This window comes from Pareuzebyella sediminis (assembly GCF_008367235.1).
Taxonomy (GTDB): Bacteria; Bacteroidota; Bacteroidia; order Flavobacteriales; family Flavobacteriaceae; genus Pareuzebyella; species Pareuzebyella sediminis.
In genome coordinates, this window is sequence record NZ_VTZS01000001.1 from 174,656 (window position 1) to 187,338 (window position 12,683).

The 12,683-nt window shown below is 41.2% G+C and carries 10 protein-coding genes; 3 read left to right on the forward strand and 7 right to left on the reverse strand.

From position 1 onward, the window contains the following. Positions 1 to 365 precede the first annotated feature (365 nt). On the reverse strand, positions 366 to 3,635 hold the full coding sequence (locus tag F2B13_RS00755) for a glycosyl hydrolase (protein ID WP_149302728.1): 3,270 nt from the start codon (positions 3,633 to 3,635) through the stop codon (positions 366 to 368). Between the two features lie 296 nt (positions 3,636 to 3,931). Between F2B13_RS00755 and F2B13_RS00760 the strand changes: the two genes are divergently transcribed. From F2B13_RS00760 to cls, 3 genes are all read left to right on the forward strand, one after another. Next, positions 3,932 to 5,812, forward strand: a complete 1,881-nt coding sequence (locus F2B13_RS00760) for a feruloyl-CoA synthase (protein ID WP_149302731.1) — start codon at positions 3,932 to 3,934, stop codon at positions 5,810 to 5,812. Between the two features lie 65 nt (positions 5,813 to 5,877). Next, positions 5,878 to 6,708 (forward strand): DMT family transporter, encoded by an 831-nt coding sequence (locus tag F2B13_RS00765; RefSeq protein ID WP_262713966.1) that lies wholly within the window; start codon positions 5,878 to 5,880, stop codon positions 6,706 to 6,708. 82 nt (positions 6,709 to 6,790) lie between these two features. Beyond that, the gene (gene cls, locus F2B13_RS00770) at positions 6,791 to 8,185 is read left to right on the forward strand and encodes a cardiolipin synthase (protein ID WP_149302737.1); all 1,395 of its coding nucleotides are present in this window, start codon (positions 6,791 to 6,793) and stop codon (positions 8,183 to 8,185) included. Positions 8,186 to 8,227: 42 nt separating this feature from the next. On the opposite strand, the gene F2B13_RS00775 is transcribed toward cls, so the two are convergent. The 6 genes from F2B13_RS00775 to F2B13_RS00800 all read right to left on the reverse strand — a co-directional run bounded on the left by F2B13_RS00775 (position 8,228) and on the right by F2B13_RS00800 (position 12,683). Beyond that, positions 8,228 to 8,872 (reverse strand): hypothetical protein, encoded by a 645-nt coding sequence (locus F2B13_RS00775; RefSeq protein WP_149276999.1) that lies wholly within the window; start codon positions 8,870 to 8,872, stop codon positions 8,228 to 8,230. A gap of 10 nt (positions 8,873 to 8,882) precedes the next feature. Beyond that, positions 8,883 to 9,326, reverse strand: coding sequence for a hypothetical protein (locus tag F2B13_RS00780; protein WP_149302739.1), 444 nt, complete (start codon positions 9,324 to 9,326; stop codon positions 8,883 to 8,885). A 106-nt stretch (positions 9,327 to 9,432) separates the two neighbouring features. Next, positions 9,433 to 9,870, reverse strand: a complete 438-nt coding sequence (locus F2B13_RS00785; protein ID WP_149277001.1) for an Hsp20/alpha crystallin family protein — start codon at positions 9,868 to 9,870, stop codon at positions 9,433 to 9,435. 100 nt (positions 9,871 to 9,970) lie between these two features. After that, the gene (locus tag F2B13_RS00790) at positions 9,971 to 10,402 is read right to left on the reverse strand and encodes a hypothetical protein (RefSeq protein WP_149302742.1); all 432 of its coding nucleotides are present in this window, start codon (positions 10,400 to 10,402) and stop codon (positions 9,971 to 9,973) included. A 72-nt stretch (positions 10,403 to 10,474) separates the two neighbouring features. Beyond that, entirely contained in the window at positions 10,475 to 11,848 is a 1,374-nt protein-coding gene (locus F2B13_RS00795) for an MBL fold metallo-hydrolase RNA specificity domain-containing protein (RefSeq protein ID WP_149303714.1), read from the reverse strand. Next, positions 11,835 to 12,683: an ATP cone domain-containing protein gene (locus F2B13_RS00800; protein WP_232625171.1), complete on the reverse strand. Its 849-nt coding sequence runs from the start codon at positions 12,681 to 12,683 to the stop codon at positions 11,835 to 11,837. The genes F2B13_RS00795 and F2B13_RS00800 overlap by 14 nt, the downstream gene beginning before the upstream one ends.

Here is a 12,683-nt window from a genome sequence, read left to right on the forward strand (position 1 = left end):
TTGAAATATGAATTAAAATTTGTTGGGGCATCTATAAATGTATGGGGGAAGCAGAATTTTTCATCATGATATGCTTTTTACATGCCCAAATCCGATTCTTTCAAAAAAAAAGAACCGCCTCATTTATACGGGTAAGTTACAATAAAATATCATACACGTATTGCGCTGTTTTACTGAGGATTGAAATTAATTTTAAATTTTAAAGGGTAAGATTCATCGAATGCCCTAATTCTTTACCAACCCTTGCTTCGCTGAAGGTCTAAAAACCAAACCATTGATGGGTAGCACATACAGACGGGCTACATATAGTGGGTGAAATAGTAATTATTATTGCTCTAATATGGTATCAAATAGTATGAGATCCTCTATTTGAAGTGAACTAACTTTACTTTTCCCAGAAGACCTGAGGAGAGTAAAGGACTAGTACTTTTATAAAAGGGCATTGTCGTAAAGGTATTTTTCTGATTTTCGTCCGCTCGGGCATCCCCGACAAGTCTATTTACCCACGTATTGGTCACCTTTATTTTTAGTTCATTTTTTCCTTTTTTGAGTGCTTCCGTCACCTCGATCTCATATGGTTTTTTCCAAATGGTACCCACGAAGCTATCGTTTAAAAAGACTTCAGCGATATTTTTCAAGTCCTCAAATTGTAAGACGTAAGTTTCATCTTTTTTAATTTTCTTTTTCTGTGTAAAGGTCTTTACATATGCGCCGGTGCCGCTGAAGTACTTGATGTCGTCGTACTCCGTCCATGAAGTCAAACTATCGATTTCCATTTGATTAGAATCAATGTTCAGTGTCCACGGCCCAGAAATTATCTCCTCCGATTGCCTTGAAGGTGCCTTGATCGATACGAAATTTTGTTCCGCTTCCTGGTCGAAGATTATAAAGAGTGCGTCCCAAGACTTAAAAGTTATGGGTATCTGTGTTCTACCATTTTTGATTTCATAACCAACTTTATTGATTTTTCCTGTCTCGGGATTCCACAGCATTGGAATTTTACCAGAAATATTAAAATCGATGACGGCTGTTGTTGGGTCTTCATGTCTATTGTTCAACCAATAGATGTCGATAGCGGATCCATTGTTTTCATAGTTAATCTTGCGATGTTTGAACAGTATAGTATGGTCGGTGTTGATAACCTTGACATCGGGGGTAAGCTGAAGTTTATGTAAGGTTGTCATGTTAGCCCCTACTTCATCGGCCAACCGGTTATATTCCTTCATATCATCTTCAAGACTGGGCGACTTTGTTGGTTTTGCTCCTACTACCGGAACTCCACTATCCTGAAGTACCTTTATTTTTTTGAGTACCCCTAGTGTCATTTCTTTTGCGGATTCATCGAGCATCAACACTTTATACAAGTTGCCACTCGGGGCAAGTAACTGTCCATTTTTCGCCTCGATATCCTGTTTGAGGATGGTAGCGTTCACGAAATCAAATTCATGTCCTTCCGGAATATCGGGAAGACTTTGTTGACAGATCAGGGTAATATTGGTGTTTTCACCATAGTAATATAAGACATCGGCTACGTTTCGACCTTGTTGCAAAAGGTGGGAACTACGGGCCAAATAGGAAATCCACGCTTGGGCTCCTGCGCCAGACCAAGTTTCATGGCGGGTGAAGTATTGACCGAAGGGACCCAAAGAAAAGCCCGGTGGGGTTTCGAGAGGTTGGTGTACCGAAGTGTGTATTACAAAACGGTTAAGGCCTGAAGCAAGTTCCATATCCGCCGTGCGTTTCAATCTTTCAGGATGTTCTTGAAAAGCTTTCCCGATAGAGGTCATGGATTCAGCCGCTACGAAGGGTTTACCATAGATATTTGCTACGGATGCCGACTCCCTGATATCGGCTTTACTACGAACCTCTTCATCAGTGCCTCCAGCCAGACTTCCGGGAGTCCACATGGCCGACATGGGGATGTCCGCATGGCGTTTGACATCCATACCGTCTGCCAGATAAATTCGTCCGCTCTCATGTGATTCGGTATAACGTCCCATATTACGTTTATGGAGTTCATCACCGATAACATCGTAATGGTTTTCGACAATCATTTCTCCAATCGTCTTTCGAAAGTCCCAGAGGAACTTTTCCGAGGATTCATTGTCTTTGACTATATAACCTGCCAGTACCGGTATCCATGGCTTTAAATCGTAATGACGCCGTTTCAAGAATTCTTCGGGCATATCGATTGTCCAGTTCATATGACCGGCCTCATAACTGTCCAGAATGAGATACCCTAAACCTTCTTTACCCATTTTTCCACCAGTGGCATCTTCATACATGTCGAGGTAGGTATTTATATAAGTTCGTACCGCATTTTCGTCCACTTTATCGACTTCAAGCCCAGTGGCCTCTGGGGAAGCAGGATGGTTTTGCCTTCCAGTCAGGCTATAGCCGAGCCTAATAATTTTCCAATGGCCTTCAGGTACCTCCCATTCTAGCGTACCATCGGATTCTAACTTATCGGTAAGGTCGATAACCTCATTCAAGGGTATGGCTTCTGGATTTATTTTCTTTGGAGGTATTCCATTTTCCTGCCAAGCGGCAAATCCTGCCTTTTGCTCAAAAAGATGAATCCGGTCATCGGCATATAATTGATACTCGGCCACATTTATACCGTCCGGATCGGCAGGTGGTGGAGCACCGAATAGGGCGGCGATCCCGTTCGCTGCAGGAGGCAGGGTCTCAATGGTAAATCTCCAGAATTTGGCTGTAGTCGGAGGTATTGTTCCGGTTGTCTGAGGCACCAAAGTTCCTGGAATATCCGCTATTTTTCGGAAGTTGATACCATCATTACTGACCAAAAGGGCTCTGTTATTGGGACTCCCTCTAAATTGCTCCAATTGAGAATGGTAGGCACCCGTAATGGCATAAGCACGAAATGTTTGTGGAGTATCGAATTCATATTGGATCCACATATCCTCCCCGACTCTCGATGGAGGTAAGTAGGTGGTCGTATTCAAATCAGTATCGGTCAATTGCTCAATCGAAAATTGCCCCTTTGAAGACTTGACTTTGGGGCGCAATTCAAGTATTGATACCGGTTTTTTCGGTAGTTTAAAGGCCATTACGGCCACATCGGCATAAAATTCCGGTAAACCTTTTTCTGAGACTTGGGAAAGACCGTCTCCTTCTGCCGCTACATTCTGAAACGCCCCGGTAGTATGGGCCGGGCTAGGTAATGTACCTCGATACCTTTTACCCCCTTCTACATTACTCTCGGACCAAACGTATTTTTTCATACCATCTTTTGGTTGGACCCAAGGGCCACCGGTTACACTCCATCCGGGTGATCCGGCTATTGCCATTTCAAGACCTTTTTCAATGGCCAGTTCGGTTGTAAACTTGAAAGATTCTTTCCATTCCGGGGTCATAAACACTAATTTATTGGGAACGACCACCGGGGTAAGCAAATTGGCGTCAAAGTTTTGAAATCCGCCGATACCTGTTTTCTCCATCCAGTCCAAATCTTTTTTTATGCCCTCCTTGGTGATGTTCCCATTCATCCAATGCCACCAAACGCGGGGTTTAGCAGCATTTGGGGGATTTTTAAAGTCTTCGGGGGGCAAGGATTGTCCAAAGGTCAATTGAACACAGAATAAGGTGATGATGAGATACGTTATCTTTGACATAATTCGATTTTTAGAGGCGATAGTTCCCTAATAGTGGCGCATGCCCATAGTGTAAGAATTTATTGAAGTCAAGGTGTTTTTTATGTTTGGTGGCATGTCGAGAGGCTCCATTCTTGACGTACCTAAGTTACGCCATTCCTTCATTTCTTTTAGAATTATAGGTGTGGCTAAAGTGTGGCGGATAAAATACTGATTTTTTGAGGTACATTTGCAACTGTTGGCAAAAAAAGTATGAGGATGAATGCCCCTAGAATTAATGGAGAGGCAGGTGATTTGTTTTTTGGTAAACCAAGTACATGAGTAAGACTTTATTCAATTCGGAAGAAAAGGGCAAAAATTCCGAGTTGCCTTTTTTGATCATTCCGACCATCGATATAGACATTGAAAAGAGGGTAGACGAACAGGGAAACGTGTACCTCAGATCAAAGGTCGATTTAAAACCGCATCCTTACAAAATAACCGAACTACTGGCTTTTTGGGCTGCACAGACCCCTGATACTGTTTTTTTAGCACAAAGGGGAAAGGACGGTAAATGGGTCAAATTGAACTACGTGGAAGTTTGGGAAAGGGTACAAAGAGTGGCGCAGTACTTGATAAATTGTAACCTTTCGGTAGATAGGCCCTTAGCGATTCTTTCAAACAATAGTCTCGAGCATGCCATAGTGGCCTTGGCGGCTTTGCATGTCGGGGTTCCCCATGCACCGATAAGTCCGGCCTATTCACTAAAAACCAATGATTATGCTAAATTAAAGCATTGCATACAACTCTTGAAGCCTGGTCTTATTTTTGTTCAAGATGCTCGTGTTTATAATCATGCGGTACAAAACGTAGCTCCTGAAATACCTATTCTAACGGTAGGGAACGAAGGTTTTAATAAGGCGGTTGTTTTTAAGGATGTGCTAAAGACCGAAATTACGAAAGCGGTAGATGATGCTTATGATCGAGTTGGGAGAAATACTATAGCTAAGATATTGTTCACTTCGGGCTCTACGGACATTCCAAAGGGAGTCATCAATACCCATGGGAATATCACATCGAACTGGCAGCAGATTACCCAGACTTTTCCCTTTATGATGGAAGGTGGACTACAGTTGATGGATTGGTTGCCGTGGAACCATACCTTTGGAGGAAATCATAATTTCGGTTTGGTGCTTTTTAATGGGGGTACCTTGTATATTGATGAAGGAACTCCTACCTCTAAAGGAATTTTGGTTACGGTCGCCAATTTAAAAGAATTTCCACCTACAGTTTATTTTAATGTACCCAAAGGTTTTGAGGAGTTAATTCCTTTTTTAAAAGAAGATGAAGCCTTACGTGCCGTGTTTTTCTCTAGATTGAAAATGCTTTTCTATGGAGGTGCCAGCCTGCCACAACATGTTTGGAATGACCTGGAGTGTTTGGCCATTCAAGCAACCGGGAAGAAAATCTTGATTTCATCGGGGTATGGAATGACCGAAGCTAGCCCTACAGCATTGTTGAATACCCGATTTGGAAGTGGTTCAGGTATGTTGGGGGTGCCCGTTCCTGCACTCGAAATAAAACTCGCCCCCGACGGTGATAAATATGAAGCCCGATGTAAAGGGCCTAATCTTACCCCCGGGTACTGGAAAAATAAAAGGGCAACATGCGACGCCTTTGATGAAGAAGGTTTTTACAAGACCGCCGATGCCTTAAAACTTGCCGATAATGAAAACCCCAATGCAGGGCTCGTTTTCGATGGTCGTTTGGCAGAGGATTTTAAGCTGAATTCGGGTACTTGGGTACGTGTAGGCGTACTTCGTTCTCAATTTATAGAGGCTGGGGGAGGGCTGTTCAAAGATGTCGTGATAACCGGTCATGATAAAGACTTCTTAGGGGCTATCGTTATTGTAGATGTTCAAAATTGTGCGGAGTTGTTGGGACATGAGGGGGAAATCGATTTGCAATCAATAATCCGTGCCAAGCCTGTGTCAGAAGCCTTGGAAAAAACACTATATCTATTGGCAAAAAAGAGCACCGGAAGCTCAACAAAAATTAGGCGCGCGTTAATTGCCGAATTTGAGCTGTCGGTAAAAAAAGGCGAAATTACGGATAAAGGCTCTATCAATCAACGTGTAATTTTAAACCATAGAACGGCTATTGTAGATAAGCTATATCACAAAGAGTGTCTTCCCGGAGTTGTAGAAGTACGCCTCTAAATTAGAACTATACCCGATAATTGCCTACAATACTATAGATAGATCATACCAACCGACCTAATGATTTGAAAAAGGCAATTTTATTTATGATCATTAGTACGTTCGCTTTCTCCTTGATGAACGCGTTCGTCAAATACCTGAATCATTTTCCTACATTCGAAATTGTTTTTTTTCGATCATTAGGAAGCTTCATTTTGTGTACGTGTTATATATGGGCTAAGGGCATCAACATATGGGGTAACAAACGGAGGTTGATGCTCTTGAGAGCTGTTATCGGGTTGACGTCGATGACCCTATTTTTTATGTCGCTGAAATACTTACCTGTAGGTACGTCGGTGTCGTTGCGCTATATTGCTCCAATTTTTGCATCTTTTTTTGCAGTCGTGCTTTTGAAGGAAAAACTCAAGGCAGTGCAATGGCTTCTTTTTATTATCGCCTTTTCAGGCGTGGTCGTTTTAAAGGGGGTCGATGATACTATAGATACAACAGGACTTCTTTTGGTTTTGTCGGCCTCCGTATTTACTGGCCTGGTATATGTCATAATTCGTAGAATCGGAAACAGCGACCGCCCCATAGTTGTGGTCAACTATTTTATGTTTTTGGGAACTTTGGTGGGTGGTATTTTAAGCATTACCCATTGGAATACACCAAGCGGTGCTGATTGGTGGTTGTTGTCAAGTCTGGGTTTTTTTGGTTTTTTTGGCCAATTGTTCATGACAAAGGCCTTTCAAATAGCAAGGACAAACTTGGTCGCCCCCCTCAAATATATTGAAGTGATTTTTACTATGTGTATTGGAGTTTTCTGGTTTGGTGATTTATATACAATTTGGAGCCTTTTAGGTATTTTGATGATTGTGGCGGCACTGGTGACGAATGTACTGGTCGGTAAAAAATAGTTCCATGCTATGATATGAATCATTCTGGATTGGCCAAGTTCATTTAATTTTATGAATGCTTATCTTTTATGTGCGCTAGACCATGTTATATATATTTCTTGTCATTTTATACCTATCGATTGCTTCGGGTATCGTTATGGGTCTTCTCGTCAACGGGGTGAGGCCCTCGAAGACCTTGGCATGGCTGTTGGCTATATTTACGATACCGGTGGGTGGCATATTGCTATATCTAATGGTCGGCAGAAATAGAAGGGCCAAAAAGCTTCGGTTAAGTCCTGCTTCCGAGCAGAATACAGAAAAGGGTCTCCCCCCTAATTTAAATGCCTCGGACCGGGTCTCAAAAATAGCCGGACTTATCCATAAGAACAGTGGCTTTAGGGCTTCCATTGGTAACGATGTTATTTTTTTGAAGGATGGAAGACAAACTTTTGCTTCCATTTTCGAAGCCTTGGAAACGGCCCAAGAATATATTCATCTTCAATATTATATTTATGAGGAAGGCGAATTAGCCAAGAAGTTGCTACGGCTATTTGAGCGCAAGATTCGTGAAGGAGTTCAAATTCGTTTGATATATGACGGTATCGGAAGTTTTTCCTTGAGTAGGGGGTATCTAGAAAATCTGAAGTCAATGGGGGTAGAGGTATACCCATTTTTACCTTTTCGCTTCGGTCGGTTTTTAACATCGTTAAACTATAGGAACCATAGAAAGGTTATTGTGGTCGATGGTCGTACTGCATTTACCGGAGGTATCAATATTTCGGATAAATACTTGAAAGGAGATCTCGTATTGGGTGAGTGGCACGATATGCATTTAAGAATAAAAGGAGCTGCTGTCTACGACTTGAACCAGGTATTTTTGGCAGATTGGAAGGCGGTTAGTGGTCAAGGGAGCTTGGTGAAGGAAGAAAAAGAAATCAATGAGGCCGGCAGTTCTATGGTACAGATTGTCTCCAGTAGTCCCGACAGTTACTTTTCGGCTATAGAACAGGTATATTTCTCGATAATAACCTCGGCGAATTCGTATGTTTATATAACCAATCCCTATATCATTCCTGGGCAATCTATTCTTACCGCCTTAGAGACCGCAGCGTTAAGTGGCATCGATGTCAGGTTGTTGATTGCTGAGAAAAGCGATAGTCGATTGGTAAGTTGGAGCGTTCGTTCTTACTTCGAACCTTTGTTGAGATCTGGTGTTAAAATTAACTTGTTCCCGGAAGGGTTTTTGCACAGTAAAATCATGATTTCCGATGATGAGATCACCTCGATAGGAACAGCGAATATTGATATTAGAAGTTTTGAGCAAAATTATGAAGTCAATGCGCTAGTGTATGAGCAAGAATTTACTCGGAAAATGAAAGTCGATTTTTTATCGGACTGTAAGTTGAGCCGTTCTCTGTCACTAAGCGATCACGAAAAAAGACCGTGGATTGATAGATTAAAGGAGGGAGTGGCCAAGGTTTTCAGTCCTGTTTTATGAGGGAGAACCATCAGAACATTCCTTCTAACACGATCCCCACCATTAGCCTTCGTCTTCAGATTTATAAAAAACGAGATCTTGTGCCTCCATGGCGGCGACTACGAGTTGTACATAGTCTTCTATCGTTTTTTCGACATTGTTCGGATTGTTGATTTCAATACTTCCCCTCCATATCAATGAACGTTCTTTGCCTTCACAAATACAATATAATGATGTTTCGGCATTGTAAACAGTATGTTTGTCGTAGTAATCGTCGTCATAGTAAATATCTTGGTGGCGTTGATAATCTTCTTTAAAACCGTCACCGTACTTGTTGAGTTCGGCCAAAGTCTTGCGGAATGACTGCCGACTTTCGGAGCCTACGATCTTAGTTAATAGAATGGCATCGAAATCTTTGTCAAGCAATGATTGTTCGACGTCGTCCAATTCTTTTTCGGTACGTCTATAATTTGTGAAATCGACATCGAACAGATCGATACTGCGCATAGCTTCAACGTTGCGCGCATCAAACTCTTTTTTTAAGTTGGTCTCGAAATCAACCCTGACCCCCTCATTTTGTGCCATCCCAACCAACAACACTTTTGAGGCATAGAAAATAACGATATCTGGATTTTTATAATTTTCGACCATTTCAGTCGATGTACATCCGATAATAGTCAGTAAAACTATGATGGCCAGTTTTCTCATATTTTATTTTTCAGTGCAACAACCTGTGTTGCTTTTGTTTTTTCATGATATCCGTCAGTAAACCGAACAGTTTCACCTTCAATTCTCGATATTCGGCCGAATAGTGCTCTATTTCAGACAAAAGTTCCTTGTGGGCCTGAATATAGGCTTTTTCCATAGGTAATTGATTGATATCGTCTGTCATGATATTCAGCTGGTTTTCGTGAACCTGCACCTTTTTCATTAAAATGATAACTTCTTTTTCGGCATTCGATAGGTCTTTGACTATCACTTTACTTTTTTCAAAGATGTCACCTTCTACAAGTTGCAATGTATAATTTCTTACCAAATCGTTCAAGAATAATTGCTCATCTTTCGCAAATTTCAATTTCGATAGCCATTGAACGCTCATCGCATGCATTTCTTCAGGACTGAGCCATTCGCTATACCTGTAGCTTTTATTTTTAACTTTCATAATTTCATGTGTTTATATACTATGCCCGAACAATCTTTCGACATCGATTTTGTTCGCTGTACTGAGCTCCAAACCGTAACAAAAGCATGGTACTTTTTATTTTGGATCAAACAACGTTGATCTTTCTTTTAATAGGTTTCACATCGGCTCTTTTTAAAAGTTGTAATTTCAATATCCCGTTCTCATAGGAGGCTTTCACATCCTTTGTATTGTCGACAGTTTTGGGAAGCCTTACAGCGCGTCGAAAAGAATGATAATTGAATTCTTTTCGTGTATACTGATCTTTCTTTTTTTCTTGGTCTATTTCTTTTTTTGCACTTACCTCCAAAAGGTCGTCTCTAAGGGTAATCTCAAAGTCTTTTTTTTCAAAACCTGGTGATGCCAATTCGATTTCGAAATCATTTTCATGTTCCACGATGTTCATGGCGGGCATTGACTTTTCGAGCGTAAAAAAATTATCGTTAAATACATTTTGATCGTCAAAAATATCGCTCAGACCATAATTCCAAGGCCAACGGTTACTGTTAAATTTTACGAGTGACATACTATTTATTTTAGGTGTTAAACATATTTTATAGACACTTTAAAGTATTGTTTTTTAAAGGCATAAAAAATGATTTTAATCAGTTGTACGGCTAATCCGTTTATGAAGATGGTTTTCGTTTTTTCATAATTTTTATGGCATATTCGAAGATTTCTGCTTTTAGGATCTGAAAATCTTCTTTAAACTGTTCGAACTCGACTTTTATTTTGGTGTGCTTTGCCCTGAAACTTGCATCATAAGACTGATCGCTACATTCTAGCACTCCTCCAATGCGGGCTTTGTGTTTTACGATTTTTTCTACAATCTTATTCTCCGTTTTTTTCGTGATCATGATTCGGTTGCGATAGTCTTGAAGAATTTTGAACGATTCAGGAGTATGAGGTTCAAAGGTATAAGAGTGTAACAAATGGTTTATAAACGTCCTCTCACCTTCTATAAACCCTAGATCAGATTGCCAATGTTGCACTTCGGTATAAAGCGTACCCATTTTTTCGGCCCTTGTCATGTTATTATTTGATTCTTTTGCTTTCATGACGCCAGTTTTCCTAAAAGTACCTAAGAAAGTATGATAGTACTATGATATTGGTCAGGAAAGTGAAGAAAATTAGGCTATTATAATTTCCTCGACTTCGTGTAGTTGAGGAATGCATGCATGCCAGCCGAAACAATCATCTATTTTAACTCTTAATGCCTCAAGTCCCGTAGGTTCACCATGTATTAAGAATACCTTTTCCGGGAAATTTTTGATATTCGCCAGCCAGTGTAATAATTCAAATTGGTCTGCATGGGCGGAGAGACTTTCTAAATGACTTATTTTGGCCTTAACGGGAAGGTACTTCCCGAATAATTTGATCTCATGGGCACCTTCCAATAGTTGTCTTCCCCGAGTTCCTTCTGCCTGGAATCCTACTAAAAGCACACGGGTGGAAGGTAAATTGATACGTTGTTTCAAATAGGTCAATACCCGCCCTCCTGTAACCATACCACTTCCGGCAATCACTATTTTAGGTCTTGGGTCGTCGATGGTTTTCCAAGTATCCTTATAAGAAGTGATAATTTCAAAATGTCGGCACATCGCCTTGCACTCTTCTAAAGAGAGGTTGTGCCAGTCGACGTGGTTCTCAAAAACGGAAAGCACCTCATTGCCCATCGGGCTATCGATGAAAATGGGAATGTTTGGAATATGCCTTTTTTTATATAGTTTCCAAAGCAGATACATCAGTGTCTGAAGACGCTCTACTGCAAATGAAGGGATGATCAAGATTCCCCTCTCCGCTATGGTTTTTTTTATCAAATCGATCAAAATGGCCTCCACGTCTTCTTTTGGATGCAACTTGAGACCATAGGTACTTTCGAGAAATAGAAAATCTGCCCATTCAGGGCGCTCCGGGTCGGCCAATAGAGGGTCATTGATACGACCGACATCCCCTGAAAAAACGAATCGCTTTCCAAAAATGTCCATTTCGATAAATGTAGCGCCGAGAATATGACCATTATATCGGAATCGAAACCGAACGTTTTCCGACAAAGGATTCCAAGTATCTCTTTCTCTTTGAACGAAAAGGTCAATGGCGCGCTCGGCTTCCTTGATGGTATAAAAAGGGAGGGCAGGGGAGTGTTTCGAATATCCCTCTGCGTTGGCGCTTTTAGCCTCCTCCTCATGAATCTTACCACTATCCCTAAGAATGATCGAGGTAATCGATAGCGTGGGGGCGGTACCCATTATTTTTCCTTGGAACCCCTCTTTGACCAGTTTGGGCAAGTATCCTGTATGGTCTAAATGTCCATGGGTAAGAAGTACAACATCTATTTTAGAGACATCTACAGGCAAAGGTTGCCAATTCATCAGGCGTAAATTCTTTAAGCCTTGGAACATGCCGCAGTCGACCAGCATATTTTGCTGAGAAGTCTCTATGAGGAATTTTGACCCTGTAACGGTGCCTGCGCCTCCTAAGAAATGAATTTTAACCTTGTTCATCATTAAATGAATTGGTACATAGATTTCGGGTCTCTTTCATTATTTTTTCTTTTCTTGAGTCTGAAATACCGAGATGATCGAGGTAAAACCCGTTTTTTAAAAGCTGCCTGCATAGTACGATACCCCGACCTAGTAAAAACTGTTTTTCCTCCGAACTCAATACCTGAAGCACGGTTATCGGATAAAGTGCCAAACGGTCGATACGATCTTTCAAGCCATTTTCTTCGGGAAAATCCCAGCTTAGCATTTCTAGCCCCATACAATTCCCATATTTGGTGGCATCGGTGGTAAATCGGGTATTGGTCACTACGACCCCGGCGCCAATTTTTTTCGACGTATTTTTTTTGGCTTCCCATTCTTGTTTGACATCTTGATATCTAGAATGGATATACAAGGGTATTTTCACATCACACTTCCTTCCTTCTTCCCCATGAAATTTGCATTCGATAATGCTGATGTGTCCGTCTTTTTCTGCAAAAACATCAATTTCGTGGGAAACACAGACTCCGGGCATAATCTTGCCGACCTCGGTATGGTATCCCGAATAGTTTAAAATGGCGGCTACGAACTTTTCGAACGGAAAACCTGTTGGTCCTAATTCATATATGGCTCTTTTTAATTTATACTTTGACGCAAAGGTCGCCTTCTTTTTTTTCAGGATAGCAAAGGCCCTATTGTAGATTTCCCTGGTAGAAATGCCCTGATAGAGTTCATCGCGTACCACATCGACTATGTGCTGTATCAATTTCTCATCGGCGCCACTATGCCTCAGGGAAGCTCGCAACTTATCTATTGAAAATTTAGTTGTCGTTCCTGTCGATTTGACTATGTCCAT

What these genes read in the sequence shown, in the direction of transcription:
- F2B13_RS00795 (WP_149303714.1), bottom strand. Translation starts at nt 11,848, where the DNA reads ATGAACAAGGTTAAAATTCATTTCTTAGGAGGCGCAGGCACCGTTACA.
- cls (WP_149302737.1), top strand. Translation starts at nt 6,791, where the DNA reads ATGTTATATATATTTCTTGTCATTTTATACCTATCGATTGCTTCGGGT.
- F2B13_RS00760 (WP_149302731.1), top strand. Translation starts at nt 3,932, where the DNA reads ATGAGTAAGACTTTATTCAATTCGGAAGAAAAGGGCAAAAATTCCGAG.
- F2B13_RS00780 (WP_149302739.1), bottom strand. Translation starts at nt 9,326, where the DNA reads ATGAAAGTTAAAAATAAAAGCTACAGGTATAGCGAATGGCTCAGTCCT.
- F2B13_RS00785 (WP_149277001.1), bottom strand. Translation starts at nt 9,870, where the DNA reads ATGTCACTCGTAAAATTTAACAGTAACCGTTGGCCTTGGAATTATGGT.
- F2B13_RS00755 (WP_149302728.1), bottom strand. Translation starts at nt 3,635, where the DNA reads ATGTCAAAGATAACGTATCTCATCATCACCTTATTCTGTGTTCAATTG.
- F2B13_RS00775 (WP_149276999.1), bottom strand. Translation starts at nt 8,872, where the DNA reads ATGAGAAAACTGGCCATCATAGTTTTACTGACTATTATCGGATGTACA.
- F2B13_RS00790 (WP_149302742.1), bottom strand. Translation starts at nt 10,402, where the DNA reads ATGAAAGCAAAAGAATCAAATAATAACATGACAAGGGCCGAAAAAATG.
- F2B13_RS00800 (WP_232625171.1), bottom strand. Translation starts at nt 12,683, where the DNA reads ATGGACATAGTCAAATCGACAGGAACGACAACTAAATTTTCAATAGAT.